This window comes from Nonomuraea sp. NPDC001831 (genome assembly GCF_042892035.1).
Classification (GTDB): Bacteria; Actinomycetota; Actinomycetes; order Streptosporangiales; family Streptosporangiaceae; genus Nonomuraea.
Map to the genome: position 1 here is coordinate 1 of NZ_JBIATU010000005.1, position 24,636 is coordinate 24,636.

Here is a 24,636-nt window from a genome sequence, read left to right on the forward strand (position 1 = left end):
ACCTCACCGGCCGGTCAGCGTCACCACAGCTCCCCGAATCAGGGACGAAATACACCTCAAGTGGTGACCCTCATCCTCATAATCAACTCACTAGCTGTTGTGGGGCTCGTCGAGCGGGGTGAGCGCCTGGCTGGCCTGCTCGTGCTCCAGGCCCGTCGCCTGCAACAGGTCCACCGCGATCGACCGCAGCTGCGCGATGATGACGTGCGCCGAGAAGCCCAGCCGCTCGGGCCGTTCCCGGCCGGCCACCGCCAGCAGCGCCTGCCGCGCCAGCAGGGGATCGCGTCCGGCGGCCAGCTCCAGCTGCAGCAGCAGCGCCGCCTCCGAGACCTCGCGCATCGCCTCGGCCAGCGCCGTGGGCGGCGGGCTCGCCTCGCCCAGCGCCGCCAGCGTGCGACGGACCATCACCCGGGCGTTGCGCAGAGCCAGGTCGACGGGGACGGCGGCGGTCTCGTACCGGGCCAGGGCGGCCCGGCGATGCCAGTGCAGCGGCGAGATCATGGTGATCTCCTTGCTGGTCTCCAGCGCCATCGCGAACTCCTCGACGGCGGCCTGCGTCGTCCGCGCCTCCTCCAGCGCCTCGGCGGCCAGGTCGACGTCCCGCTTCTCGATCGCCTCCGCCGCCTGCTCCAGGACGGTGGACAGCGCGTCCAGCACCCCCGACAGGTGTTTGGCCGCGATCGTGAACGGGCTGGCGGGCATCAGCGCGACCGCCGCGACGCCGATGACGCCCCCGGTGAGGGCGTCGGCCATGCGGTCGAGGCCGCCGGCGTTCTCGCCGGGCAGCAGCGTGGCCACCAGCACCGCCGACGAGCCCGCCTGCGCGACGAACAGCGCCCCGCCGTTGAGCAGCAGCGCGACGGCCATGGCAAGCCCGACGACCAGCGCGAGCTGCCAGGGGCCCGAGCCGATCCAGGACACCAGCAGGTCGCCCACGCCAACACCGAGGCTCACGCCGACCACCAGCTCGGCGACGCGCCGCAGCCGCTGGCCGAGCCCCACGCCGACGCAGATCAGCACGGAGATCGGCGCGAAGAACGGCCGGGCGTGCCCGAGCAGGTCGACGGCGATGATCCAGGCCAGCGCCGCGCCCACCGCGCACTGCACGATCGAGGGCGCCATGAGACCGAACGTGCCCAGTCGTTCCCTTACGTGATCGCTGAGCCTCGTTCGCACCTTTTCACCTTGGCGGATCTTTGTGACATTGAGGTCACGTTTGCCCCGTGACATCCGGCTGAACCGCGCCGGCGGCGAGCCGCCTGCGGACGAGCACGATGACCGCGACCACGACCGGCGTGGCCATCCACAGGTACGTGGACTGCTCGCCGACGCCGAAGGCCAGGACGGCGCTGACCGCCCAGAGCACGCCGCAGCCCCAGTAGACCCACGCCGAGGTGGCCATCCGCCGCCTGCTCGCGTGGGCGTTGAGCAGCCCCTGCGACAGGGCGAGCGTGAACAGCGCGCCCTGGCAGAACATCAGGATCGCCTCCGTCCCCGCGAACAGCGCCAGCGCCAGCCCCTTGGACGCCTGCACGTCGACGTCGGCCGCCGACATCTCGCTCCACAGGTTCATCGTGTACGGCAGGAACGCCGAGCACAGCAGCAGCGGCACGTGCAGCAGCAGGACCGGCTGGGACACCCGGTGCAGCTGGTCGAAGAGTGTGTGGTGGGCCCGCCAGCTGAACCACAACATCAGGAAGGCCAGTACGAACGCCGCGAACGAGCCCTGGTGATGGCTCAGGGCGCCGGCGAGGTCACGGAAGTCGTCGTCCGCCGGACGGGGGATCTCCAGGACGAGCAGCGTGATCGCGATCGCGAAGACCGCGTCGCTGAACATCCCGACCCGCTCCGGGGTCATGCCGGGCCGGGGGGCCGGTGGGGGGCTGGACACAGCGGGTCTCCGTCACTCGTGGGGGGATGACCAGCATAGAGGTCCGGACCCGCCCGGGCTCACCTGTCCAGGAACGCGTCCACGGCGGCCAGGAAGGCGGCCCGTTCGGTGACATGGATGAGGTGCCCGGCCTCGATGGTGACCAGTTCGGCGCCGGGGATCAGGCGGGCCAGCCCGGGGGCGTCGAACGGGCTCAGCCGTCCGCCCGACAACACCAGCGTGGGCGCCGTGATCTTCCCCAGTTCGGCGGCCAGCGCCGGGTCGGGGTCGACGATGAACGGCTCGGTCTGGTGCATCATCCGCCAGTCGAAGCCGGTGGAATCGTCCTCCACCAGCGGCTGCCGTCCCTTGATCGGGTACGGCGCCGTGACGTCCTCCAGCACCAGCCGCTCGACCCGCTCGGGGTGGCGCATGGCCAGGTGGTAGGAGACCATGCCGCCGAGCGAGTGCCCGACCAGCCGGACGCGGTCGAGGCCCAGGTGGTCGAGGAGCGCCACGACGTCCTCGGCCATCGTGCCCACCGCGTACTCGCCCGGACGGTCGCTGGCCCCGTGGCCGCGCAGGTCGGGGGCGAAAACGTGGTGACGGGCAGCGAAGTGCCGGATGACGCCGTTCCAGTCGTTGTGGTTCGCGGTCCTGCCGTGGACGAGGACCAGCGGCGGAGCGGCGGGATCGCCCTCCTCGCGGTAGGCGAGCTTGATGCCGTTGACGTGTGCTTCGCGAATCACATCCGGGAACACTACCTTCGCTCCTTTTGTGCGCTTCAAGGTTCCGCCGAGAGCTTGACCGGCCAGCGCACGTTGACATCGCCGCGGCCGTTCATGGGCAGACATTGCCCATGAACCCCGCCGGGCCGCTCGGCTAGCGTCGCGACGGTGGGGAAGCCGGTACTGGAGAAGGGGCAACGCATGCCGGACCCGATTGAAGTGCGAAAGGTGCCGATCGAGAGCGTGACCGACGCCTCCGGGCTGTCCCGGCTCATCGCGGACGGGGTGATCGAGGCGCGCCGGGTGCTCGCGGTGATCGGCAAGACCGAGGGCAACGGCGGCGTCAACGACTACACGCGCATCCTGGCCGACCGGGCCTTCCGCGAGGTCCTGGCCGAGCACGGCCACCCGTCCCCCGAGAGCGTGCCGCTGGTGTGGTCGGGCGGCACCGACGGCGTCCTCAGCCCGCACGCCACCGTCTTCGCCACCACGGCGGACGCGCCGATGAGCGACGAGCCGCGCCTGTCGGTGGGCGTGGCGATGAGCGAGGTGATCCTGCCCGAGGACATCGGCCGTCCGGCGATGGTGGAGAAGGTGGCCGCCGGGGTGCGGGAGGCCATGAAGATCGCCGGCATCGACGACCCGCGCGACGTGCACTACGTCCAGACCAAGACGCCGCTGCTCACGCTGGCCACGATCACCGAGGCCAGGAGCCGCGGCCAGGACACCGCCATCGAGGAGACCGGCCCGTCGATGGACCTGTCCAACTCCACCACCGCGCTCGGCATCGCCGTCGCGCTCGGCGAGATCGACATGCCCCGGGCCGACCAGATCCACAAGGACCTGTCGCTGTACTCCTCGGTGGCGTCGTGCTCGTCGGGGGTGGAGCTGGACCGGGCGCAGATCGTGCTGGTGGGGAACGTGCGCGGCGTCGGCGGGCGCTACCGCATCGGGCACAGCGTCATGAAGGACGCGCTCGACGCCGACGGCATCTGGGCGGCCATCAGGGACGCCGGGCTGCCGCTGCCGGACCGCCCGCACCCCTCCGACCTCGGCGAGCGGCTGGTCAACGTGTTCATGAAGTGCGAGGCCGACCCGTCGGGACGGGTGCGCGGGCGGCGCAACATCATGCTGGACGACTCCGACGTGCACTGGCACCGGCAGATCAAGGCGGCCGTCGGCGGGGTGGCGGCCTCGGTCACCGGCGACCCCGCGGTGTTCGTCTCGGTGGCCGCCGTGCACCAGGGGCCGTCGGGCGGCGGCCCGGTCGCGGCCATCGCCGACCTCGGCTGACCGGCCGGCGTTGTTGACCGGCCGGGTCGTTGCTGACCGATCGGGGCGTTGCTGACCGACCGGGCCTCGGCTGACCGATCGGCCCCACGGCTAACCGGCCGGCCCCGGCCCGCACCAGGGGAGCACGGTCAGCTCGGGCCAGGCTTCGGCGCAGCGCGCCGCCTTGGCCTCGTAGACCTCGCGCGGCGCCTGCCGGGGGTTGGGACGCAGCACGAGGTTGAAGGCGTCGGCCACGCCGTAGGGGGCGTAGATCCGCCACGCCCCGGCCGGGGTGAGCCGGACGCCGATCGCGCTCGTGGTGCTGGGGAAGGAGTCGATCGCGGCCTCGGAGCTGTCGTAGGGCGGGCACGGCACGCCGAAGCGGCGCTCGTACCACAGATGGACACGGGCCTCGTTGCGGATCTCCACCGGCACGTCGCCGAACAGCTCCCGTCCGGCCCTGATCGCGCGGTCCTCCGCCTCCCACGACAGGTCGGACGGATCGTGATAGATCAGGTCATAGTCTTTGACGCCGTAGCCCGGCGGACGGCCCGTCACGTGATTCCAGATCGCCTGGACGACCGCGCCCGCCGCCAGCCACCAGCCGGGCAGGCCGAGCCTGACAGCTCCGCCGAGCACCCGCACCAGCACCGGGTCGGTCTCCAGCACGGCCCGCACGGCCGCAGTCTGCTCGTCGAGGGGGAGCCGAGAGATCCGCACCGCACCTGTCTAGCAGCCCACCCCGACAGAACACCGCCGGAACACCGACGACCACCGCCGGAACGCTGACGAGCACCGCAGGAACGCCAGGGAGCCCGCCGCAACGCCGGGGAGCACCGCCGGAACGCCTCCAGGGCGGCTCCAGGAACGGGGGCGGTGAGGCCCGCGGGTAGTCTCGTTCGTTGTGCCGACCATCCCACAGCCACTCGACCCCGACGACGACGGCAGCGCCGCCCCCGCCGTGGCCGCCGCCCTGGCCGCCTACGAGGCGGGCGCGTGCGGCCCCGCCGACGTGCTGGCCGCGCTGAGCGGCGCGCGGCTGCTGGTGCCGGTGGTGGCCCTGCTGACTGAGTCCGAGGTCGGTGAGCACGGGCTGCGCCAGGAGAAGGAGAGCGAGATGGCGCTGCCCAAGCTCGTCGGCCAGGACGGCAGGCACGCGGTGCTCGCCTTCACCGGCACCGACGCGCTGACCAGATGGCGCAAGGACGCCCGCCCGATCCAGACCGGCACGCTCCAGGTCTGCCGGGCGGCCGTGCACGAGGAGGCCGCGGCGGTCGTGGTCGACGTGGCCGGGCCGGTGCAATTCGTGATCGAGGGCGAGGTGCTGAGGGCGCTGGCCGCGGTCGAGTCCGGCACCGTGGACCAGCTCGGCGGCGTCACCGTCGCCAGGATGGAGCCCGCCCCGCCGCCCCGCCGCCGCTGGTTCTCCCGCCGAACCGGCTGAACACCGCGTCGGCGAAACGGCTGAACACCGCGTCCCCAGCGGAACCGGCTGGGCACCGCGTCTCCGGCGGAACCGGCTTAACACCGCGTTCCCGATGGAAACGGCTGAACGCCGCTTCTCGCGCAGCCGAACGCTCTCGCGTGAGCCGGACGCGCCGACGCCCCCGGCCGGTGCCGGTCACCGGCCGGGGGCGTTCACCGGACGTCCTCAGAATCGGACGTCCTCAGAAGCGGACGTCCTCAGAAGCGGACGTCCTCAGAAGCGGACGTCCTCAGGAACGGACGTCCCCAAGAGCGGACGTCGTCAGGAGACGGTCAGGTAGAACCCGGTGTCGGCCGCCACGCCGTCGGCGAGCTGGCTGTAAACCGCGACCGCCCGGTAGTGGCCCCCGCAGATCGCCGCCCCGCGCTGCACCGACAGCGAGCGCGGGTAGGTGGACCGGCCCGTCGGCGTCACGTGGATCGCCAGGTCGCCGTCGTAGTCGACGTCGTCGCTGAGGATCACGCAGTACGTCCCGCGGAACATGCGCCTGACCTCCTCGACGTTCTTGCTCGCGGTCACCGCGCCGTCCGCCCGGACGGTGGCCGAGGCCTGGGCGTACGGAGTGTCCGCGTACGCCGCCGCGGGCGTCAGGACGGCCGCCGCGACGAGCGCGACGCCGGCGGCGCGCCGGATGATGTTCATAGGGGTGCTCCCTCGGTTCGCGGTCAGGAGATGGTCAGGTCGAAGCCGCCGTCGGCGAGCCGGCCGCTGCTGGTGTCGTAGACGCCGACGGTGATGGTGTTGGACTCGTGGCAGGTCGCCGACGAGTTCCGGTAGGCGATGAACGGCAGGCGGCGGGGCGCCCGCGGGGTGATCTGGATCACCGCGGTAGACGTGGTGACGTGCCTGTCGACCATCACGCAGTAGCGTCCGGTCGAGGCCCGCCACGTCTTGAGGATGTTCTTGCCGTTGTTCAGCTCGCCGTCCGCGTCGACGATCGCCGCGGCCCGCGCGTAAGGGGCCTGCAGGTCGGCGTACGCGGCGGGGCCGGTCATGATGAGGCTTGCGGCGCTCAGCGCGAGGCCGCCGGCCAGGATGCCACGGAACATGGGTCTTCCTCTCGGTCACTCTTCCGGGGGGCCACGACAGAAAGTAGGTTCCTGACCACCCCGCAAGCCGCGTGCCACCCCGGCCGAGACGATCAAAGTTCCTTGGGGGATCGCCCCCGAACCCATGACCGCCGGCGTGCGTCGCGGGCGTCCGTCCGTGGCGCGAGGGCCCGCCGGGACGCGGGTTCGCTCTTGGCGCACGCCATACCCGGGCCGCCCGCCGCGATCCCGGGACGGCCGCCGGGCCGCCGCATTAGGGTCTGCTCGTGGTCGCACTGATGGCGCTGCTCGGTCTGGTCGCCGGCCCCCGGGTCAGGGCGCTGGCCGACGCCTACGACGACCTCGCGTCCCCGCCGTCCTGGCCGCCCGGCGTGGAACTGCTGACCGCCGCAGTGACGGCGCTGACCGCCTGGCTCGCCGGGCCGCCGTACGCCGGTCTCGCGCTGGCCGGCACGGCGCTGGCGGTCATCGACTGGCGCACCACCCTGCTGCCCGATGCGATCACGCTGCCCGCGTACCCGATCATCGCACTGACCCTGCTCCCCACCGGGGAGCTGCCGCGCGCGCTGCTCGGCGCGGCGGCCCTGGCGGCCGTCTACGGCCTGTTGTGGTTCGCCAGGCCGGCCGCGATGGGCCTCGGCGACGTCAAGCTGGCCGGGCTCATCGGCATGGCGGCGGCGGCGATGGGCTGGCAGACGTGGGTGGCCGCGGCGTTCGCCGGGCAGGTGCTCGGCGCGCTGTACGCGGTCGCCCTGCTGCTCACGGGGCGGGGCGACCGGCACACCCAGTTCCCCTTCGGGCCGTTCATGCTGCTCGGTGCTTTCGTGGCGCTCTGTCTCGGCTGGTGAACGACGGACATCCCACCCGGCCGCACGTGGAAGACTTGGAGTCATGTTGCGCTGGTTGACGGCCGGAGAGTCCCACGGCCCCGAACTCGTTGCCATCCTCGAAGGACTGCCCGCCGGGGTCGAGGTGACCACGGCCGCGATCGACGAGGCCCTGCGCCGCCGCAGGCTCGGCTACGGCCGCGGCGCGCGGATGAAGTTCGAGCAGGACCAGGTGACGATCGTCGGCGGCGTGCGCCACGGCCGCACCATGGGCAGCCCGGTCGCCGTCCGCGTCGGCAACACCGAGTGGCCCAAGTGGGAGAAGGTCATGTCGGCCGACCCGGTCGACCCGGCCGAGCTGGAGGGCCTGGCCCGCAACGCGCCGCGGTCCCGTCCCCGCCCCGGCCACGCCGACCTGGCCGGCATGCAGAAGTACGGCTTCGACGACGCCCGCCAGGTGCTCGACCGGGCCAGCGCCCGCGAGACCGCGGCTCGCGTCGCGCTCGGCGAGGTCGCCAGGCGCTTCCTGAAGCAGGCGCTCGGCGTCGACATCGTCAGCCACGTCACCTCCATCGGCGGCGCGCAGACCCCGACCGACGTGCTGCCCGGCCCCGGCGACCTGGCCAGGATCGACGAAGACCCGGTCCGCTGCTCCGACCCCGAGGGCAGCGCCGCCATGGTCGCCGTGATCGACCAGGCGCACAAGGAGGGCGACACGCTCGGCGGCGTCGTCGAGGTGCTCGCCTACGGCCTGCCGCCCGGCCTGGGCAGCTACACCCACTGGGACCGCAGGCTCGACTCCCGGCTCGCCGCGGCCCTCATGGGCATCCAGGCGATCAAGGGCGTCGCGGTCGGCGACGGCTTCGAGACCGCCCGCCGGCCCGGCTCGCGCGCCCACGACGAGATCGAGTACACCGCCGAGAACGGCGTCAAGCGCGTCACCAACCGCGCGGGCGGCGTCGAGGGCGGCATGACCAACGGCGAGGTCCTGCGGGTCAGCGCCGCCATGAAGCCCATCTCCACCGTGCCCAGGGCCCTGGCCACGATCGACGTCAAGACCGGCGAGGCGGCCAAGGCCCACCACGAGCGCTCCGACGTGTGCGCCGTCCCGGCCGCGGGCATCGTGGCCGAGGCCATGGTCGCGCTGGTGCTGGCCGACGCGGCCCTGGAGAAGTTCGGCGGCGACTCGGTGGAGGAGGTCGCCCGCAACCTGTCCGGCTACCTCTCCTCGATGGTGATCAAGTGACGGCCGCGCGGAGCGAACGAGAAGGGGTGAGCGACCAGTGACCAGAGCCGTGCTCATCGGCCCGCCCGGATCGGGCAAGACCACGATCGGGCGGCTGCTGGCCGAGCGGCTCGGCGTCGCCTTCCGCGACACCGACGCCGACGTCGAGGAGGTGGCCGGCAAGCCGGTCTCCGACATCTTCGTCGAGGACGGCGAGGCCCGCTTCCGCGAGCTGGAGCACCAGGCCGTGCGCCGTGCCCTGGCCGAGCACGACGGCGTCCTGTCGCTCGGCGGCGGCGCCGTGCTCAACGAGGAGACCCAGGCGCTGCTCGCCGGTCACCACGTCGTCTACCTGCAGGTGGGCCTGGCCGACGCGGTCCAGCGGGTCGGGCTCGGCTCGGCCAGGCCGCTGCTCGTGCTCAACCCGCGCAGCCAGCTCAAGAAGCTGATGGAGGAGCGGCGGCCGGTCTACGAGCGCCTGGCCGTGGTCACGCTCGCCACCGACAAGCGCGACCCCGGCGAGCTCGCCGACGAGATCCTGGAGGGCCTGCCGGCATGACCGCGACGCGGATCCCCGTATCCGGCGACAGCCCCTACGACGTCGTGGTGGGCAGCGGCGTGCAGGCCGAGCTGCCGGGCCTGCTGCGGCCGGGCGTGCGCACGGTCGCCGTCGTCCGCCCGCAGGGCCTGCCCGAGCTGTCCCGCCCGGTCCTCGCGGCGCTGGCCGAGGCCGGCTACGAGGTGGCCGACCTGCCCGTCCCCGACGGCGAGGCGTGCAAGACGCCCGAGGTGGCCGCCGGCCTGTGGTCCGCGCTCGGCCGCCACGGCCTGACCCGCTCCGACGCCGTCGTGGGCGTGGGCGGCGGCGCGACGACCGACCTGGCCGGGTTCGTGGCCGGCACCTGGCTGCGCGGCGTGCAGGTCGTGCTCGTGCCGACGACGCTGCTGGCCATGGTCGACGCCGCCGTCGGCGGCAAGAACGGCATCGACACGCCCGAGGGCAAGAACCTGGTGGGCACGTTCCTGCCACCCGCCGGGGTGCTCTGCGACCTGGCCGTGCTGCCCGGCATGCCGAAGGCCGACTACGTGGCGGGGCTCGCCGAGATCATCAAGGGCGGCTTCATCGCCGACCCGCAGATCCTCACGCTGGTCGAGTCCGACCCCGAGGGGGCCACCAGGCCCGACGGCCCCCACACCCGCGAGCTGATCGAGCGCAAGATCCGCGTCAAGGCCGGCGTCGTGGGCGCCGACCTGCGCGAGCAGGGCCTGCGCGAGATCCTCAACTACGGCCACACGCTCGCCCACGCCATCGAGCGCGACGAGCACTACACGATCCGCCACGGCGAGGCGGTCGCCATCGGCATGGTCTACGCGGCCGAGCTGTCCCGGTTGTCCGGCCGCGCCGACCTGACCGCCCGCACCCGCGCGATCCTCACCTCCGTGGGCCTGCCGATCTCCTACCACGCCGGCGCCTGGCCGCGGCTGCGCGACCACATGCGGCTGGACAAGAAGAACCGGGGGGCCAAGCAGCGCTTCGTCGTCCTCGACGACCTGGCCAGGCCCGGGCGCCTCGAAGACCCCGCCGAAGAGCTGCTCGAAGCCGCCTACAAGGAGATCGCACGATGATCCTCGTGCTCAACGGCCCCAACCTGAGCCGGCTCGGCACCCGAGAGCCCGACGTCTACGGGGCCGAGACGCTGGAGGACCTCGCCGAGCTGTGCCGCGAGACCGGCCGCAAGCTCGGCGAGCAGGTCGAGGTGCGCCAGACCGACGACGAGGCCGAGCTGATCGGCTGGCTGCACGAGGCCGCCGACGGCCGCATCCCCGTCGTGCTCAACCCGGCCGCCTTCACCCACTACTCCTACGCCGTGCGCGACGCCATCGCCCAGCGCACCGCCCCGCTCGTCGAGGTGCACATCAGCAACCCCGCGGCGAGGGAAGAGTTTCGCCACACCTCGGTCGTCGCCGGGGTGGCGACGGGCACGATCGCCGGATTCGGACTACAGTCCTACGTCCTGGCGCTACACGCTATCGCGGAGATGAACAGCAGCTCATGAGGCAATACAAGTCCTTCGTCGCACTCGGGGACAGTTTCACCGAAGGACTGAACGATCCAGGCCCCGACGGGCACTACCGCGGCTGGGCCGACCGGGTCGCCGAACGGCTCGCCGCCGACGACCCGGCGTTCCGCTACGCGAACCTGGCCGTCCGCGGCAAGCTGCTCGACCAGATCATCACCGAGCAGGTGCCGCGGGCCATCGAGATGGGCCCCGACCTGGTCAGCTTCTGCGCGGGCGGCAACGACCTGCTGCGGCCGGGCAGCGACCCCGACGTGATGGCCAAGCGCCTGGCCCGCGCGGTGCGCGACCTGCGGGCCGGCGGCGCGGACGTGCTGCTGTTCACCGGCGTCGATCCGCGCGACACACCGCTGATGCGGCGGCTGCGCGGTCGTTTCGCCATCTTCTACCTGCACATCCGCTCCATCGCCGACCTCTACGGCTGCCGGCTGGTCGACCAGTGGTCGATGCAGGGGCTGCGCGACTGGCGGGCCTGGAGCGCCGACCGCCTGCACATGAACGAGGACGGCCACCGGCTGGTGGCGGCCCGCGTGCTCGACGTGCTCGGGGTGCCGTTCGACGACTGGCGCAAGGAGTGGCCGGAGCGGCTGGTCGACCCGCGGGCGCGGCGCCGCGAGGACGCCCAGTGGATCCGCGAGCACCTGGTGCCGTGGATGTCCCGCCGCCTGCGCGGCACCTCCTCCGGCGACGGCCTCACCCCGAAGCGCCCCGACCTCACCCCGTTCTAGCCGCCCTGACCGGTCAGGCCGCCCGCCGTACGGGGCCGGTGGCCTTTCCAGGAGACGCCTGCTGACCCTGCACCGGCGGGCCACCGTCACGCGAGCCCGCCCTGCCCGGCTCCGTGGCCTCGCGGGCCCGCGACGGTCAGGACTCGGCGGACAGGCGCTTGAGCGCGGCGCGGGGGACGGCCGGGTCGGTGGTACGCCAGAACGGCGGCAACGACCCCATCAGGAAACCGCTGTACCGGGCGGTGGCCAGGCGCGGGTCAAGGACCGCGATGACGCCCTTGTCGTCCTGGGCGCGCAGCAACCGGCCGGCGCCCTGGGCCAGCAGCAGGGCGGCGTGGTTGGCCGCCACCGCCATGAACCCGTTGCCGCCGCGCGCCGCGACGTGCCGCTGCCGGGCCGAGGTGAGCGGATCGTCGGGACGCGGGAACGGCACCCGGTCGATGATGACCAGCCGCAGCGACGGCCCGGGGACGTCGACCCCCTGCCACAGCGACAACGTGCCGAACAGGCAGGTCGGCTCGTCCTCGGCGAACTGCTTGACCAGCAGCATGGTCGAGTCGTCGCCCTGGCACAGCAGCGGCACGTCGAGCCGCTCGCGCAGCGCCTCCGTGGCGGCCTTGGCGGCGCGCATCGAGGAGAACAGGCCCAGCGTGCGGCCGCCGGCCGCCTCGATGAGCTCGGTGATCTCGTCGAGATACTGTTGCGGCAGCCCGTCGCGGCCCGGCTGGGGGAGGTGTTTGGCGACGTAGAGGATGCCGGCGCGCGGGTGGTCGAACGGCGAGCCGACGTCGATGCCCTGCCAGCGCTTGCTGTCGCCCAGCCCCCACTGCGCGGCCAGCCCGTCGAACGTGCCGCCGAGCGCGAGCGTGGCGGAGGTGAGCACCACCGTGCGCTCGCCGAACAGCCGGTCGCGCAGCATGCCGCTCACGCTCAGCGGCGCGACCCGCAACATGGGCGGACGTCGGTCGGTGGCGCCGTCGAGCCAGACCACCTCGGCGCGGTCGGCCTCGGAGGCGTGGCCGTAGGCGTCGAGCATGCGGACGGCGGTGTCGTGCACCTCGTCGAGCGCGGTGAAGGCGGCCTTGCGCTGGCCGGCCTTGTCGGGGTCGTCCTTGTCGGCGTTGCGCGGGCCCATGGCGGTGATGCAGCGCCAGGCCGTGTCGCGGATGAGCTGCAACGTGAGGCCGAGCACCTGCGGCAGCTCGTCGATGCGGCCGGGCGGCGCGGCGGCCAGCAGCGCCTTGAGGTCTTCGCCCGCCTCCATGAGCTGGTCGGCGAGCGGCTGTTCGATCAGCCGGCCGACGCGGCGCACGGCCAGCATCACCGACGCCTCCGACAGCTCGGCGGTGACCACCGAGGTGACCCGGTCGACCAGCTCGTGGGCCTCGTCGACGACCACGACCTCGTGCTCGGGCAGCACCGGCAGGTCGCCCATGGCGTCGATGGCCAGCAGCGCGTGGTTGGTCACCACGACGTCGACCTCGCCCGCGCGCGCCCTGGCCAGCTCGGCGAAGCACTCGGGGCCGCTCGGGCAGCGGGTGGCGCCCAGGCACTCCTGCGCGCTCACCGAGAACTGCCGCCAGGCCTGCTCGCTGACGCCGGGCACCAGCTCGTCGCGGTCGCCCGTCTCGGTCTCGTCGGCCCACTCCTGGATGCGCTGGACCATGCGGCCGGTCGCGCTCACCTCGCGCGGGTCGAAGAGCTGGTCCTGCTCGTCCTCCTCGGGCCAGCCCGCCGTCGCCTTGTAGCGGCACAGGTAGTTGCGCCGGCCCTTGAGTATGGCGAACGTCGGCTCGTGCGGCAGCTCCTTGCCCAGCGCCTCGGCCAGCCGGGGCAGGTCGCGGTCGACGAGCTGGCGCTGCAGCGCGATGGTGGCCGTGGAGATCACGACGGGGGTGTCGCTGTCCATGGCGTGCCGGATCGAGGGCACCAGGTACGCCAGCGACTTGCCGGTGCCCGTGCCCGCCTGGACGGCCAGGTGCTCCTCGTCGTCGATGGCCTTCTGGACGGCCTTGACCATGGTGATCTGGCCCTGCCGTTCGCTCCCTCCGAGAGCGCCGACCGCGATGCTGAGCAGTTCGTCCACTGACGGGAGATGGGAGTCCGGCACGGTCGTCAACGGTACCCGCAATCCCGGGCCGACGCGCCGGGACGCCCTGTGTCCGGTCATGCGCATCCCGGCGTTCGCGGGCTCCGCGCGGGACTCGCATGGCACACTGTCGAGCGGAACTTCAACTGGTCAGGAAGAGCTTGCAGGTGTGATCGATGGGGTTCACGGTCTCGATGGTGAGAGCGGTTAGGTAGGGTTTTCCGGGGTTGAGTGGACGAATAAAGGCTGGTTAAAGCAGTATGTCTGCCATGTCGGAAGTTGTCCCGTTGCCGTCGTTCGGCGAAGTCTTCTTCGATGCACGAGGTCAGGAGCGGTGCCTCCGGGTCACGTGGCATGAGGGCACACTCGTCCTCAGCCTGTGGCGAGGGGAGATGTGCACAGCGAGCTTCCGCATGCCGATGGAGGACGTCGGCAGGCTGCTCGACACGCTCGACGACGGCTACGCCGAGGCCACGGGCGAGCAGCCCGCGGTGCCCGCCGCCGATCCGGGCACCGAGGTCATGCCTGGCACCGGGACCTACCATCGGCCGCCCCAGCACGCCCAGCAGCCTCCGCCGCCCGCGCTCGACGAGCGGCCCACCGCGTCGCTGTCGCCCAACGACGTGCTGGTCGCGCGCGGCCCGGCGCCGCAGGACAAACTGGTGGCCTCCTACAGCGAGACCACCGGCCCCCGGGAGACGCCGTCGTACGGCGAGCGCACCCCCTTCACCGGCCCCCAGTACGTCGAGCAGCCCGCCGCCCAGTACCCCGGCGACCCGCACAGCGGCCCCCACTACACCGGCGACCCGTTCAGCGGCCCGCAGTACACGGGCGACCCGCTGAGCGGCCCGCAGTACACGGGCGACGCCTTCAGCGGCCCGCAGTACACGGGCGACCCGCTGAGCGGCCCGCAGTACACCGGCGATCCGCTGAGCGGCCCGCAGTACGCGGGCGACCCCTTCACCGGCCCCCAGTACGTCGACAGCGGCGAGCCCGTCTACCAGCTGCCCGCCGGCCAGCGCCGCCCCGCGCCGCTGAGCACCGACCCGCTCGGGTTCCCGTCGCAGGCCGCCGACCCCTTCCCGCCGGCCCAGCAGTACTCCTCCGACTCCTACGGCTCCTACCAGCAGCCGCCGTCCCAGCCCCAGCCCCCCTCTCAGGCGCAGCCGCAGAGCACGGCGGGGCTCGGCACTCCCATGCACGGCATCCCCGGCGCCGGCCGCAGGCGCAACCCCGCGCCCGCCCAGGACTCCTACCGCGCGGCCGACACCTACCAGGGCTACCAGCAGCCCGCGCAGCCCAACCCGGTCGACCCGCTGCTGGCGCTCGGCCGCCAGGAGTACCCGCCGCAGTCGTCCGACCCGAACATGGGCCGTCCCTACGTGACGGACCCCCTGTTCTCGACCGGCGAACGTCTGCGCCCCGACCAGCAGCAGGACTACGGCGACGGGCACGACCGCCGGGAGTGGTGACACCCTCCTCCCGCCCGCCGGGTACGCTCTCGGCATCCACCCGGGCGAGCTGGAGGAGCGTCGTTGAACCCGACCATGGGCCTGCAACTGCTGCTGATGGCCGGTGGCGCGGTCGCGGTCGCGGCGGTCGCCCGGCGGCGGGGCTGGCCGGCCCCGCTGTTGCTGGTCGCGGCCGGCCTGCTGGTCTCGCCGCTGGTGCCGGCCGTGCCGTTGCAGCCGGAGCTGGTGCTGTTCGTGTTCCTGCCGCCGCTGCTCTACTCGGCCGCGCTCGACAGCTCCTACCTGCGGCTGCGTGACGTCAAGCGGGCCGTGGCGCTGCTGTCCATCGGTCTGGTGCTGTTCACCACGGCCGTGGTGGGGCTGGTCGTCCACCTGCTGCTGCCGCAGCTGCCGCTGGCCGCCGCCTTCGCGCTCGGCGCGATCATCGCGCCGCCCGACGCCGTCGCGGCCGTCGCCGTGGGCCGGCGGCTCGGGCTGCCGCGCAGGTCGCTGACGATCCTCATCGGCGAGAGCCTGTTCAACGACGCCACGGCGCTGACGGCCTACCGGGTGGCCATCGGGGCGGCCGTGGGCGGCAGCATCGACCTGCTCCAGGGGGTGGCGCAGTTCCTGTTCGCGGCGCTCGGCGGCGTGGCGATCGGGCTGGCGCTGGCGTTCGTGTTCGCCTGGGTGTTCCAGCACACCCGCGACTCGCTGGTCGAGAACACGCTGATGTTGCTGATCCCGTTCGCGGCCTATCTCGCGGCCGAGTCCGTGCACGTCTCCGGGCTCGGGCCCGAGCCGGTGCACGCCTCGGGCGTGATCTCCGTCGTGGTCGTCGGCCTCTACCTGGGCAACCGCATGCACCAGCGGGGGTTCGGCACCCGGCTGGTGTCCGACGCGGTGTGGAAGGTCACCGACTTCTTCCTGGAGTCGATCGTCTTCGCGCTCATCGGGCTGCAGCTCGTGACCGTGGTCAAGGGCATCACCGGTTACGGCCCCTGGCAGGTCGCCGGCTACGCGCTGGCGGTGCTCGCGGTGACGATCGTGTCGAGGTTCGTGTGGGTGTTCGCCTTCACCCCGCTGGTCAAGCTCGTCCGGCGGGGCCCGGCGCCCAGCCCGCAGCAGACGGTGATCCTGGGCTGGGCCGGCATGCGGGGCGTGGTCTCGCTCGCGGCGGCGTTCTCCATCCCGCCCGAGATCCCGGCCCGCGACCGGGCCATGCTGCTGTTCCTGACGTTCACCACGGTGATCGGCACCTTGCTGATCCAGGGCATGACGTTCCCGGCGCTGATCAGGAAGCTGCGCGTGTCGAGCGAGCAGGAGCGCTACGAGGACACGCTGGCCGAGGCGGCCGCCCAGCAGGCCGCGCTGGAGGCGGGCCTGGCCGAGCTGGAACGGCTGGTCGAGCAGGAGGGCGAGCCCGACGAGATCAAGAAGCAGGTCATCGACCAGCTCAGGGAGAAGTCGTGGCGGCGGTCGCTGACCGCGTGGGAACGCCTGGGCGGCGGCACCGCGCAGGGCGGCGCCGAGACCCCCAGCAGCATCTACCGGCGGCTGCGCCGTGACATGCTCACGGCCGAGCGCGAGGTGTTCGTCCGCCTGCGCGACGAGCGCCGCCTCGACGACGAGGTGCTGCGCGAGGTGATGGCCCAGCTCGACTTCGAGGAGGCCATCCTCGAACGCTGACCCCGCCGGACCCCGCCGGGCCCCGCGAGGGCGCCGGCCGGGTCAGCCCATCTGGTTGTCCACGAAGCACCAGCGCCAGCCCTCGCCCGGTTCGAACGACTGGATCACCGGGTGCGCGGTCTCGTGGAAGTGCTTGGTCGCGTGCTTGTTGGGCGAGGAGTCGCAGCAGCCGATGTGGCCGCACTCCAGGCAGCGCCGCAGATGCACCCATCGGCTGCCGCTGGCCAGGCACTCCTCGCAGCCCTCTGGGGTCTTCGCCGCCGGGTCGTCGGCCTGGGAAAGATGCTCGCACATTGCCATGAATCAGATCCTAGGACCCGGCCGCCGACGCCTTCCGCCCAGACCTCCTGTCCGGGCCCTGGCCTGCGAGAACGCCGTGCGTTCCGGGCCTTCGGAGCACGACGTCCGCGCGGTTCGCGGGGTGGTCGACCAGACTCTTCTCAGGGGGTCCGCGCTCAGGGGAGTGAGAAGGCATGGCCGATGTGTTCGCGAAGTGTCGTCTGCCCGGGTACCAGCCGGTCAAGGAGCTGGGCGTCTATCCGTACTACCACGCGATCCAGGAGCGGCCGGGCGACGGGGAGGTGGTGGTCGGCGGGCGGGTGCTGGTGCAGGCCGGGTCCAACGACTACCTCGGGCTCTCGGGGGACCCGCGCGTCAAGGAGGCCGCCGTCGCGGCGATCCGCCGGCTCGGGGCGGGCAGCGGCGGTTCGCGGCTGACGAACGGCTCTCTCGCGCTGCACGAGGAGCTGGAGGCGCGGCTCGCGGAGTTCCTCGGGCGTCCGGCGGTCATGGTGACCAGCGCCGGTTACCTGGCCAACCTCGCGCTGGGCGCGCTGCTGGGGCCCGGCGACGTGGTGCTCGGCGACCGGCTGGTGCACGCCTGCCTCATCGACGCCGTACGCCTGGGCGGAGCCCGGTTACGCCGCTACCGGCACAACGACATGGACCACCTGGAACGGCTGCTGGCCGCGGCCGACCCGGACGCCGGCCGGGTGATCGTGACCGAGGGCATGTTCTCCACCTCGGGCGACGTGTGCGACCTGCCGGGCATCGCCAAGCTCGCCCGCGCGTACGGAGCCCGCGTCGTGATGGACAGCGCCCACGACGCCGGCCTGCTCGGGGACGCCGGTCGCGGCGCCGCCGAGGCGCACGGCCTGGAGGAGGCCGTGGACGTGCAGACCGTCACCTTCTCCAAGTCGTTCGGCACGATCGGCGGCGCGGTCGCCGGGCCGGAGGAGATCATCCTCTACCTGCGCCACCACGCGCGGTCCATGGTGTTCACCGCCGCGCTGTCCCCGGCCTGCGCCGCCGCCGCGCTGGCCGCCCTGGAGATCGTCGTCGCCGAGCCCGAGCGGCGGGCCCGGTTGCGGGCGGCGGCCGGGCGGCTGAGCGGCGAGCTGGCCGGGCTGGGGTACGCCGTCGTGCCGTCGGACCGTCCGGTCATCGCCGTGCCGGTGGGGGAGGACCTGCTGTGTTTCCGGTTGTGGCGGGAGCTGTTCGACGAAGGGGTGTTCACCACGGCCATGATCTCGCCGGGGGTGCCGCCGGGGCAGGCGCTCATCCGGGTCAGCCTCACCGCCACCCACACCGACGCCCAGCTCGACCGGATCGCGGCCGCCTTCGCCGCCGCCGGCCGTCGAACGGGGCTTGTTCACTGATCGCGCGCGCCGCCGCGGGCGCGGGGCGCTGGGTAAGGTCGAGGTATGCGACTCATCAAGAGCCGGTTCGTGCCCCTGGCGTTGTTCGCCGTATGCGTCCTGGCCGCCGGGTGCGGCGAGGTCAACGACACGATCGACAAGGCCCAGGCATGCCTGGAGGCGCCGAAGATCGTCACCGACCTGGCCGCCAAGGTCAAGGACCTCACCGACGACCCCAAGGCCATGGAGAAGGCGCTCGACGACGCCGCGGGCAAGCTCAACGACGTGGCCGACAAGGCCGCCAACACCACGCTCAAGCAGGCCAGCGAAGACCTTGCCAAGACTTTGGGCGGGATCGACGTCCAGAACGTCAACGACGCCGTCGACGCGGCCCAGAAGGTGGGCAGCGAGGCGGTCGACTACGCCCAGCAGGTCGCCAAGGCGTGCAGCTGAAATCCCGGCTTCTCTAGGGGAAAAGGGGACGAATTACCATATAAGGCATGGAGCCCGACCCGCGTTTCACCTTGGCCAACGAGCGCACCTTCCTCACGTGGCTGAGCACGGCGCTGGCGCTCAGCGCGGGCGGGGTGGCCATGGCGGCGGTGCCCTCCGAGGTGTTCGTGCCGTGGGTGCGCACGGTGCTGGCGGTCATGCTGGTGTCGTTGTCCGCGCTGGCCGCGGGCATGGCCTATCCGCGCTGGCGCAACATCCAGCGTGCCCTGCGCAACCAGGCGCCGCTCCCGCCGCCCGCCCTCGCGGCGGTCTTCGGGTACGGCGTGGCCACCGTGGCGATCGTCGCCCTCGTGCTCATCATCCTGTCGGTGTAGATGTCACAGGAGATCTGGGACGAGGGCCTGCAGAGCGAGCGCACCCGGCTCGCCTGGGTCCGCACCGCCGTGGCGCTGGCCACGGGCGGGCTCGGCGCCGCCGGGCTCGCGGTGCGCCACGGCCTGCCCGCCGTGGCCGTCGCGGGGTTCGCGCTGGCCGCGCTGTGCGGCGCGGTCCTGCTGATCAGGACGGGGGTGCGCTTCCGCCGGGTCCAGGAGGCCCTGCACGGCGGACGGCCCATCGACGCGGGCCTCGACGCGCTGTTCGCCTGGCTCGGCACCCTCAGCGTCGTGCTCGGCGCGGCCACCTTCGTGCTCACGGTCCGGTGACCCCGGCTTGCGATGTTCCGCAGGTGAGGCGGACACTCGTAGAGAGGGGGTGACCTCAGTGGAGGAAGAACGCAGGACCCTGCCCTTCGAGTGCCGCGGCTGCTGGCACGTCTGGGAAGAGGACTACCTCGTCCGGCACGTCGACGACGAGCACGGGAACGCCGCCGAGATCTGGCTCAGGGACGGGCTCGTGGTGCCGCCGCCGTCGTACGGGGTGATCTGCCCGCAGTGCGGCTGTCAGCAGACCACCACGTTCCCGGCCGGCTATCTCGCCCGTCATCCGGAGCTGTTCCGGTCGGACGAGCCCGTCGTGCCCGACGCCACGCCGCTGCTCAGCCCGGTGCCGCCGCGGCGTCCGTACTGACGGGAGACGCGACGGCGGGCGGGCAAGTGCCGAAAAACGGCGCTAAACCATGACACTTGGTAAGCGTTTCGTAGCTTGAAGTGTCATAAGGTGCGTCTTGCGCAGGCGCGGGGTCAGGCGGAGACTCAGGTCTAGACCACTGAATCCCCATCCGGGGGTGATCCTCGTGCGTGACGGGTTCGAGACCCGCGAGACCTGGCCCTTCGAGTGCCTGCGCTGTCTGCGTGTCTGGGAGGAGGAATTCGTCGTCCGGCATTTCGCCGACGACCACGGCAATCAGGTCGAGATCTGGCTCAGCTCCGGCGTTGCCGTGCAACCTCCTTCATCGGGCACGTGCTGCCCGGGATGCGGCGCCTACCACGTGACGTCGTTCCCCAGCGGTTACCTGGCCAGGCACCCTGAGCTGCGGCCGGACCCGGAAGTGCGGCCCCAGCTCGTGCCCGAGCTCGGCGCCGCGTCGGGTCCGGCGCTGGAGGAGCCGAAGGCGCCCCTGGCGGGGACGCCTCTGGCCGGTCGGCTGCTCGTCGCGATCGGGGTGCCCGTCGCCCTGTTCGTCGGGTACGAGCTGTACCGCGGCCTCGTGGCCGTCGCGCCCGTCCACCACTGACGCGCCCGCGCGCCGCCGGCCCGGTGGGCCGGCGGCGTCACGGTCACTGGCTCAGGCTCTCCAGCCAGGCCCGGTGCAGCCCGGCGAAGCGGCCCGAGGCGGCGATGAGCCGGTCGGGCGGCCCGTCCTCGACGACCTGGCCGGCCTCCATGACCAGCACCCGGTCGGCGATCTCCACGGTCGAGAGCCGGTGGGCGATGATCAGCGCGGTGCGGTCGGCGAGGATCGTGCGCAGCGCCCGCTGCACCAGCCGCTCGCTCGGCACGTCGAGGCTGGAGGTGGCCTCGTCGAGGATGAGCACCGCGGGGTCGGCGAGGAACGCCCTGGCGAACGCGATGAGCTGCCGCTGGCCCGCCGACATGCGCCCGCCGCGTTTGCCGACCTCGGTGTCGTAGCCGTCGGGCAGCCCGGCGACGAACTCGTGCGCGCCGATCGCCTTGGCCGCCTCGCGGACCTGCCGGTCGGTGGCGTCCGGCCGGCCGAACCTGATGTTGTCCGCGACCGTGCCGCTGAACAGGAAGTTCTCCTGCGTCACCATGACGACGGCCTGGCGCAGCGTCGTCTCGTCCAGGTCGCGCAGATCGACCCCGTCGAGCAGCACGCGGCCCGCGGTCGGGTCGTAGAAGCGGGAGATCAGCTTGGCCAGCGTCGTCTTGCCCGCGCCGGTCGCGCCGACCAGCGCCACGCTCTGCCCGCCGGGGATCGTCAGGTCGAGGCCGGGCAGGATCGGCATCTCCTCGACGTAGGCGAAGCGCACGTCCTCGAAGCGGACCATGCCGCGGGCCTGCTGGGGCAGCGGCTCGGGCCGGCGCGGCTCCGGCACGCCCGGCTCCTCCTCCAGCACGCCCGACAGCTTCTCCAAGGCCGCGCCCGCCGACTGCAGCGTGTTGTAGAACTGGCTGAGCTCCTGCATCGGCTCGTAGAACTGCCGCAGGTACAGCAGGAACGCGGCCAGCACGCCGACCGTGACCTCGCCCTGGATCGCCAGGTAGCCGCCGTAGAGCAGCACCCCGCCCACGGTCAGGTTGCCGATCAGCTTGATGCCGAACATGAACTCCGCGCCCAGGACCATGCTGCGCGCGTTGGCGTCCCGGTAGTCGTCGTTGAGCTGGGCGAAGATCTCCTGGTTGCGCGGCTCCCTGCGGAACGCCTGCACCGCGCGGATGCCGGTCATCGACTCCACGAAGTGCACGATCACCAGGGCGACCGTCTCCCGCGTCCGCCGGTAGACGATCACCGACTGCCGCCGGAACCACCGCGTGAACAGCAGCAGCAGCGGCAGCGGGACCAGCGCCACCAGGCCGAGGTGCACGTCGAGGATGAGCAGCAGGCCGGCCGTGCCGAACATCGTCAGCACCGCTTTGACCAGCCCGTCGAAGCCCGACTGGAGCAGCTCGGAGATGGCCTCGATGTCGGAGGTCAGCCGGGAGATGACCCGGCCCGAGGTGTACTTCTCGTGGAAGCTCAGCGACAGCCGCTGGAAGTGGTCGAACACCCGCCTGCGCAGCTCCAGCAGCACGCTCTGGCCGATCTTCCCCGACAGGCGCAGGAACGCCTGCCGGGTGAGCGCCTGCGTGACGGCAGCGGCCAGGATCACGCCGACCACGACCAGCAGGATCTCCGGCCCCGACCCGCGGGTCATCGGCGGGATGCCGTCGTCGATCCCCACCTTGACCAGGTACGGGATCGCCAGCGCGGCGGCGTTCGAGACGACGATGATCGCGGTGAGCAGCGCGATGGCCTTGCGGTACGGACGCAGCAGGTCGCCGAGCAGCCTGCGGGAGCGCTCCCGCAGCAGCACCGACACCTTCTCCGGCAGTTCGTCCTGCTCCTCGGAGGCCACGCCGCGCCAGGAGGAGACGGGGGCGGTGGTCATCGCAGGGCTCCTTCCGAGGGGTCGAAGTCGGCGTCCTGGGCCAGCAGCTCCCGGTACTCGGGCACGTCGGCCAGCAGCTCGTGGTGGCGGCCGACGTGGGTGATGGTGCCGTCGCGCAGCAGCGCCACCTTGTCGGCCAGCAGCACGGTCGAGGCGCGGTGGGCGACCACGATGCCGGTCGCCTCGCGCAGGACGTGCCGCAGCGCCTCCTCCACCAGCGCCTCGGTCTCCACGTCGAGCGCGGACAGGGTGTCGTCGAGGACGAGCACCCGCGGCCTGCTCAGCACCGCCCGCGCCAGGGCGAGCCGCTGCCGCTGCCCGCCGGACAGCGACAGGCCCTGCTCGCCGATGCGGGTGTCCAGGCCCCAGGGCAGGTCGTACACGAAGCCGGCCTGGGCGGTGGCGATCGCGGCGGCCAGCTCCTCCTCGGTGGCGTCGAGCCGGCCGAGCATGAGGTTCTCGCGCACGCTCATGGAGAACAGCGTCGGCTCCTCGAACGCGGTGGCCACCAGCGAGCGCAGCGTGGTCAGGTCGAGGTCGCGCACGTCCTCGCCGTCGATGGTGACGCGGCCCGTGGTGGCGTCGAGCAGCCGGGGCACCAGCGCGGTCAGCGTGGTCTTGCCCGCGCCGGTCGCGCCGACGATCGCGACCGTCTCGCCGGGGCGCACGTCCAGCCAGACGTCGCGCAGCACCGGCTCGTCGGCGCCGGGGAAGGCGAACCCGACGCCCTCGAACCGCAGGTGGCCCCGGGGCAGCTCGATCGTGCGGGTGCCGCTCTCGATCGCCGGGACGGTGTCCATGACCTCCATGACCCGGTCGGCGGAGGTCATCGCCTCCTGGGCCATGGCCAGGATGTAGCCGAGGCTGGCGATCGGCCAGACGAGCTGGAGCATCAGGGTCGTGAAGGCGACCAGCGTGCCCAGCGTCATCGAGCCGGAGCCCACCGCGAGGGCGCCGAGCAGCAGCACCAGGGCGAGGGTGACGTTGGGGATGACTTCCAGGAAGGCGAAGAACCGGGCCGACAGGGTCGCCTTGTCGACCGAGCTGCCGTACACCTTGCGGGCCGCCTCGTCGTAGCGGTCGTAGACGTGGTGGCGGCGGCCGAACGCCTTGATCGTCCGGATGCCGATGGCCGACTCCTCGACGAGCGTGGCGAGGTCGCCCTGCTCGTCCTGGACCTGGCGGGAGATCTTGATGTACCGCTTCTCGAACCGCAGGGACGTCCACACGATCGGCACGGCCGAGGCCAGCACCAGCAGCCCGAGCGGCCAGTACTTGTTCAGCAGGAGCACGGTCACCGTGATGAGCTGCAGGACGTTCATCACCAGGAAGAGCATGCCGAAGCCGAGGAAGCGGCGGATCGTGGACAGGTCCGTCGTGGCGCGCGACAACAACTGGCCCGACTGCCAGTCGCCGTGGAAGCCCATCGGCAGGCGCTGCAGGTGCTCGTAGAGGTCGTCGCGGATCGCGGTCTCCAGCCCGAGGACGGGTTTGACCTGGGTCCAGCGCCGCAGGAAGATCAGCCCGGCCTCCACGACGCCCACGCCCAGGGCGATGAGACCGAGCGGGAGCAGCCCGTCGGAGTCGCCCCGCGTCACGGGACCGTCGATGACCTTCTCACTGATCAGGGGGAGCGCGATGCTCGCGGCGATGCTGAGGATCGCGGCCAGCCAGATGAGCACCAGTCTGGCGGCGTACGGGCGGAGGTAGGACTTCATCCGCCACAGGGAGTTGGAGGACAGCAGGGGACGGCGAGGTGTGTCAGTATCGGGAGGCATCCCATCCAGATTAATACGTGGGATCAACCCATTTTTTGCGGTATATGTGGGGGTTTCTGCAGGTTACGGGCAGAAACGAGACCCTCACGGCACGTCCGGCGACCCCGCGCTCGCCGTCGTCCGGACGGCCGGGCACACGTCCACCTGCGGCGCGGGCGCGGCCCGGGCTAAGGCGGAGCTGTCCTTTCCGCTCAGCTTTCTCACCGGACAGGAAGTCGCGAATGATCCACGAAAGTGAACTGCCGTACCTGCGGCGCTGTGTCGAGCTGGCCACCGAGGCGCTGGAGTCGGGCGACGAGCCCTTCGGGTCGGTGCTGGTCGCCGCGGACGGCGCGGTGCTGGCCGAGGACCACAACCGGGTGGCCGGGGGCGACCGCACCCGGCATCCGGAGTTCGAGCTGGCCCGGTGGGCGGCGGCCAACCTGACCCCGAGCGAGCGGGCGGCGGCCACCGTCTACACCTCCGGCGAGCACTGCCCGATGTGCGCGGCGGCCCACGCCTGGGTGGGCCTCGGGCGCATCGTGTACGTGGCGTCGTCGGCGCAGCTCGCCGGCTGGCTGACGGAGCTGGGCGTGCCGGCGCCGCCGGTGAGCACGCTGCCGGTCAACGCCGTCGCGCCGGGCGTCGAGGTGGACGGGCCCGTGCCGGAGCTGGCCGGGCAGGTGCACGACCTGCACCGGCGCTTCCACCGCGGACGCTGAGGACGCTGAGGACGCCGCCCGGCG

The 24,636-nt window shown here is 72.2% G+C and carries 27 protein-coding genes; 17 read left to right on the forward strand and 10 right to left on the reverse strand.

The annotated features are described in order from the left end of the window. Nucleotides 1–90: 90 nt before the first annotated feature. The 3 genes from ACFYYW_RS17970 to ACFYYW_RS17980 all read right to left on the reverse strand — a co-directional run bounded on the left by ACFYYW_RS17970 (nucleotide 91) and on the right by ACFYYW_RS17980 (nucleotide 2,619). The gene (locus tag ACFYYW_RS17970) at nucleotides 91–1,122 is read right to left on the reverse strand and encodes an aromatic acid exporter family protein (RefSeq protein WP_387650042.1); all 1,032 of its coding nucleotides are present in this window, start codon (nucleotides 1,120–1,122) and stop codon (nucleotides 91–93) included. 88 nt (nucleotides 1,123–1,210) lie between these two features. Further along, a complete protein-coding gene (locus ACFYYW_RS17975; RefSeq protein ID WP_387650043.1) occupies nucleotides 1,211–1,891 on the reverse strand; it encodes a TMEM175 family protein in 681 nt (226 codons plus the stop codon). A 59-nt stretch (nucleotides 1,892–1,950) separates the two neighbouring features. Beyond that, a complete protein-coding gene (locus tag ACFYYW_RS17980) occupies nucleotides 1,951–2,619 on the reverse strand; it encodes an alpha/beta fold hydrolase (RefSeq protein WP_387650045.1) in 669 nt (222 codons plus the stop codon). A 180-nt stretch (nucleotides 2,620–2,799) separates the two neighbouring features. On the opposite strand from ACFYYW_RS17980, the gene ACFYYW_RS17985 reads away from it, so the two are divergent. Next, a complete protein-coding gene (locus ACFYYW_RS17985; RefSeq protein WP_387650047.1) occupies nucleotides 2,800–3,891 on the forward strand; it encodes a ring-opening amidohydrolase in 1,092 nt (363 codons plus the stop codon). Nucleotides 3,892–3,981: 90 nt separating this feature from the next. Here the strand turns inward: ACFYYW_RS17985 and ACFYYW_RS17990 are convergent, their stop codons facing one another. Continuing rightward, nucleotides 3,982–4,590: a nucleotidyltransferase family protein gene (locus tag ACFYYW_RS17990; RefSeq protein WP_387650049.1), complete on the reverse strand. Its 609-nt coding sequence runs from the start codon at nucleotides 4,588–4,590 to the stop codon at nucleotides 3,982–3,984. Nucleotides 4,591–4,774: 184 nt separating this feature from the next. Here ACFYYW_RS17990 and ACFYYW_RS17995 point away from each other — a divergent pair, with 184 nt between their 5' ends. After that, nucleotides 4,775–5,314, forward strand: coding sequence for an SseB family protein (locus ACFYYW_RS17995; protein WP_387650050.1), 540 nt, complete (start codon nucleotides 4,775–4,777; stop codon nucleotides 5,312–5,314). A 303-nt stretch (nucleotides 5,315–5,617) separates the two neighbouring features. Here ACFYYW_RS17995 and ACFYYW_RS18000 read toward each other — a convergent pair whose 3' ends face one another. Further along, on the reverse strand, nucleotides 5,618–5,998 hold the full coding sequence (locus tag ACFYYW_RS18000; RefSeq protein WP_352324092.1) for a hypothetical protein: 381 nt from the start codon (nucleotides 5,996–5,998) through the stop codon (nucleotides 5,618–5,620). Nucleotides 5,999–6,021: 23 nt separating this feature from the next. Further along, a complete protein-coding gene (locus tag ACFYYW_RS18005; RefSeq protein ID WP_352324093.1) occupies nucleotides 6,022–6,405 on the reverse strand; it encodes a hypothetical protein in 384 nt (127 codons plus the stop codon). Nucleotides 6,406–6,671: 266 nt separating this feature from the next. Between ACFYYW_RS18005 and ACFYYW_RS18010 the strand changes: the two genes are divergently transcribed. The 6 genes from ACFYYW_RS18010 to ACFYYW_RS18035 are packed head-to-tail and all read left to right on the forward strand — an operon-like array spanning nucleotide 6,672 to nucleotide 11,263. Continuing rightward, nucleotides 6,672–7,253: an A24 family peptidase gene (locus ACFYYW_RS18010; RefSeq protein WP_352324094.1), complete on the forward strand. Its 582-nt coding sequence runs from the start codon at nucleotides 6,672–6,674 to the stop codon at nucleotides 7,251–7,253. Between the two features lie 43 nt (nucleotides 7,254–7,296). Beyond that, the gene (aroC, locus tag ACFYYW_RS18015; protein ID WP_352324095.1) at nucleotides 7,297–8,478 is read left to right on the forward strand and encodes a chorismate synthase; all 1,182 of its coding nucleotides are present in this window, start codon (nucleotides 7,297–7,299) and stop codon (nucleotides 8,476–8,478) included. 37 nt (nucleotides 8,479–8,515) lie between these two features. Then, entirely contained in the window at nucleotides 8,516–9,016 is a 501-nt protein-coding gene (locus ACFYYW_RS18020) for a shikimate kinase (protein WP_352324096.1), read from the forward strand. Beyond that, entirely contained in the window at nucleotides 9,013–10,083 is a 1,071-nt protein-coding gene (gene aroB / locus ACFYYW_RS18025) for a 3-dehydroquinate synthase (RefSeq protein WP_387650052.1), read from the forward strand. The genes ACFYYW_RS18020 and aroB overlap by 4 nt, the downstream gene beginning before the upstream one ends. After that, on the forward strand, nucleotides 10,080–10,514 hold the full coding sequence (gene aroQ / locus ACFYYW_RS18030) for a type II 3-dehydroquinate dehydratase (RefSeq protein ID WP_352363963.1): 435 nt from the start codon (nucleotides 10,080–10,082) through the stop codon (nucleotides 10,512–10,514). The genes aroB and aroQ overlap by 4 nt, the downstream gene beginning before the upstream one ends. Next, nucleotides 10,511–11,263, forward strand: a complete 753-nt coding sequence (locus ACFYYW_RS18035; protein WP_352324099.1) for an SGNH/GDSL hydrolase family protein — start codon at nucleotides 10,511–10,513, stop codon at nucleotides 11,261–11,263. Before aroQ ends, ACFYYW_RS18035 begins: the two co-directional genes overlap by 4 nt. 136 nt (nucleotides 11,264–11,399) lie before the next feature. Here the strand turns inward: ACFYYW_RS18035 and ACFYYW_RS18040 are convergent, their stop codons facing one another. Beyond that, nucleotides 11,400–13,373, reverse strand: a complete 1,974-nt coding sequence (locus ACFYYW_RS18040) for an ATP-dependent DNA helicase (RefSeq protein WP_387650054.1) — start codon at nucleotides 13,371–13,373, stop codon at nucleotides 11,400–11,402. Nucleotides 13,374–13,765: 392 nt separating this feature from the next. On the opposite strand from ACFYYW_RS18040, the gene ACFYYW_RS18045 reads away from it, so the two are divergent. Further along, complete coding sequence (locus tag ACFYYW_RS18045) at nucleotides 13,766–14,824, forward strand: hypothetical protein (RefSeq protein WP_387650056.1); 1,059 nt, start codon at nucleotides 13,766–13,768, stop codon at nucleotides 14,822–14,824. A gap of 63 nt (nucleotides 14,825–14,887) precedes the next feature. Then, nucleotides 14,888–16,492, forward strand: a complete 1,605-nt coding sequence (locus ACFYYW_RS18050) for a Na+/H+ antiporter (RefSeq protein ID WP_352324102.1) — start codon at nucleotides 14,888–14,890, stop codon at nucleotides 16,490–16,492. Nucleotides 16,493–16,534: 42 nt separating this feature from the next. Here the strand turns inward: ACFYYW_RS18050 and ACFYYW_RS18055 are convergent, their stop codons facing one another. Beyond that, nucleotides 16,535–16,792 (reverse strand): ubiquitin carboxyl-terminal hydrolase 14, encoded by a 258-nt coding sequence (locus ACFYYW_RS18055; protein ID WP_387650058.1) that lies wholly within the window; start codon nucleotides 16,790–16,792, stop codon nucleotides 16,535–16,537. 173 nt (nucleotides 16,793–16,965) lie between these two features. On the opposite strand from ACFYYW_RS18055, the gene ACFYYW_RS18060 reads away from it, so the two are divergent. The 6 genes from ACFYYW_RS18060 to ACFYYW_RS18085 all read left to right on the forward strand — a co-directional run bounded on the left by ACFYYW_RS18060 (nucleotide 16,966) and on the right by ACFYYW_RS18085 (nucleotide 20,257). Beyond that, nucleotides 16,966–18,150: an aminotransferase class I/II-fold pyridoxal phosphate-dependent enzyme gene (locus tag ACFYYW_RS18060; protein WP_387650059.1), complete on the forward strand. Its 1,185-nt coding sequence runs from the start codon at nucleotides 16,966–16,968 to the stop codon at nucleotides 18,148–18,150. Between the two features lie 45 nt (nucleotides 18,151–18,195). Then, nucleotides 18,196–18,582: a hypothetical protein gene (locus tag ACFYYW_RS18065; protein WP_352324105.1), complete on the forward strand. Its 387-nt coding sequence runs from the start codon at nucleotides 18,196–18,198 to the stop codon at nucleotides 18,580–18,582. Between the two features lie 47 nt (nucleotides 18,583–18,629). Beyond that, nucleotides 18,630–18,956: a DUF202 domain-containing protein gene (locus tag ACFYYW_RS18070; protein ID WP_352324106.1), complete on the forward strand. Its 327-nt coding sequence runs from the start codon at nucleotides 18,630–18,632 to the stop codon at nucleotides 18,954–18,956. After that, nucleotides 18,957–19,286 (forward strand): DUF202 domain-containing protein, encoded by a 330-nt coding sequence (locus tag ACFYYW_RS18075; RefSeq protein WP_352324107.1) that lies wholly within the window; start codon nucleotides 18,957–18,959, stop codon nucleotides 19,284–19,286. Between the two features lie 58 nt (nucleotides 19,287–19,344). Beyond that, nucleotides 19,345–19,650: a hypothetical protein gene (locus ACFYYW_RS18080; RefSeq protein ID WP_352324108.1), complete on the forward strand. Its 306-nt coding sequence runs from the start codon at nucleotides 19,345–19,347 to the stop codon at nucleotides 19,648–19,650. 166 nt (nucleotides 19,651–19,816) lie between these two features. Then, nucleotides 19,817–20,257, forward strand: a complete 441-nt coding sequence (locus ACFYYW_RS18085; RefSeq protein WP_387650061.1) for a hypothetical protein — start codon at nucleotides 19,817–19,819, stop codon at nucleotides 20,255–20,257. 43 nt (nucleotides 20,258–20,300) lie between these two features. Here ACFYYW_RS18085 and ACFYYW_RS18090 read toward each other — a convergent pair whose 3' ends face one another. Together ACFYYW_RS18090 and ACFYYW_RS18095 are read right to left on the reverse strand one after the other, a co-directional pair. Beyond that, nucleotides 20,301–22,133 (reverse strand): ABC transporter ATP-binding protein, encoded by a 1,833-nt coding sequence (locus ACFYYW_RS18090; protein ID WP_352324110.1) that lies wholly within the window; start codon nucleotides 22,131–22,133, stop codon nucleotides 20,301–20,303. Continuing rightward, on the reverse strand, nucleotides 22,130–23,911 hold the full coding sequence (locus ACFYYW_RS18095) for an ABC transporter ATP-binding protein (RefSeq protein WP_387650063.1): 1,782 nt from the start codon (nucleotides 23,909–23,911) through the stop codon (nucleotides 22,130–22,132). The genes ACFYYW_RS18090 and ACFYYW_RS18095 overlap by 4 nt, the downstream gene beginning before the upstream one ends. A gap of 221 nt (nucleotides 23,912–24,132) precedes the next feature. Between ACFYYW_RS18095 and ACFYYW_RS18100 the strand changes: the two genes are divergently transcribed. Then, the gene (locus tag ACFYYW_RS18100) at nucleotides 24,133–24,612 is read left to right on the forward strand and encodes a nucleoside deaminase (RefSeq protein ID WP_352324112.1); all 480 of its coding nucleotides are present in this window, start codon (nucleotides 24,133–24,135) and stop codon (nucleotides 24,610–24,612) included. Nucleotides 24,613–24,636 lie beyond the last annotated feature (24 nt).

Excerpts from the sequence above, each read along its gene's own strand:
- ACFYYW_RS18065 (WP_352324105.1), top strand. The coding sequence starts at position 18,196 with ATGCGACTCATCAAGAGCCGGTTCGTGCCCCTGGCGTTGTTCGCCGTA.
- ACFYYW_RS18095 (WP_387650063.1), bottom strand. The coding sequence starts at position 23,911 with ATGCCTCCCGATACTGACACACCTCGCCGTCCCCTGCTGTCCTCCAAC.
- ACFYYW_RS18035 (WP_352324099.1), top strand. The coding sequence starts at position 10,511 with ATGAGGCAATACAAGTCCTTCGTCGCACTCGGGGACAGTTTCACCGAA.
- ACFYYW_RS18090 (WP_352324110.1), bottom strand. The coding sequence starts at position 22,133 with ATGACCACCGCCCCCGTCTCCTCCTGGCGCGGCGTGGCCTCCGAGGAG.
- ACFYYW_RS18075 (WP_352324107.1), top strand. The coding sequence starts at position 18,957 with ATGTCACAGGAGATCTGGGACGAGGGCCTGCAGAGCGAGCGCACCCGG.
- ACFYYW_RS17970 (WP_387650042.1), bottom strand. The coding sequence starts at position 1,122 with ATGGCGCCCTCGATCGTGCAGTGCGCGGTGGGCGCGGCGCTGGCCTGG.
- aroC (WP_352324095.1), top strand. The coding sequence starts at position 7,297 with ATGTTGCGCTGGTTGACGGCCGGAGAGTCCCACGGCCCCGAACTCGTT.
- ACFYYW_RS18070 (WP_352324106.1), top strand. The coding sequence starts at position 18,630 with ATGGAGCCCGACCCGCGTTTCACCTTGGCCAACGAGCGCACCTTCCTC.
- ACFYYW_RS18005 (WP_352324093.1), bottom strand. The coding sequence starts at position 6,405 with ATGTTCCGTGGCATCCTGGCCGGCGGCCTCGCGCTGAGCGCCGCAAGC.
- ACFYYW_RS18060 (WP_387650059.1), top strand. The coding sequence starts at position 16,966 with ATGGCCGATGTGTTCGCGAAGTGTCGTCTGCCCGGGTACCAGCCGGTC.
- aroQ (WP_352363963.1), top strand. The coding sequence starts at position 10,080 with ATGATCCTCGTGCTCAACGGCCCCAACCTGAGCCGGCTCGGCACCCGA.
- ACFYYW_RS18100 (WP_352324112.1), top strand. The coding sequence starts at position 24,133 with ATGATCCACGAAAGTGAACTGCCGTACCTGCGGCGCTGTGTCGAGCTG.
- ACFYYW_RS18045 (WP_387650056.1), top strand. The coding sequence starts at position 13,766 with ATGCCGATGGAGGACGTCGGCAGGCTGCTCGACACGCTCGACGACGGC.
- ACFYYW_RS18055 (WP_387650058.1), bottom strand. The coding sequence starts at position 16,792 with ATGGCAATGTGCGAGCATCTTTCCCAGGCCGACGACCCGGCGGCGAAG.
- ACFYYW_RS17985 (WP_387650047.1), top strand. The coding sequence starts at position 2,800 with ATGCCGGACCCGATTGAAGTGCGAAAGGTGCCGATCGAGAGCGTGACC.
- ACFYYW_RS18000 (WP_352324092.1), bottom strand. The coding sequence starts at position 5,998 with ATGAACATCATCCGGCGCGCCGCCGGCGTCGCGCTCGTCGCGGCGGCC.
- aroB (WP_387650052.1), top strand. The coding sequence starts at position 9,013 with ATGACCGCGACGCGGATCCCCGTATCCGGCGACAGCCCCTACGACGTC.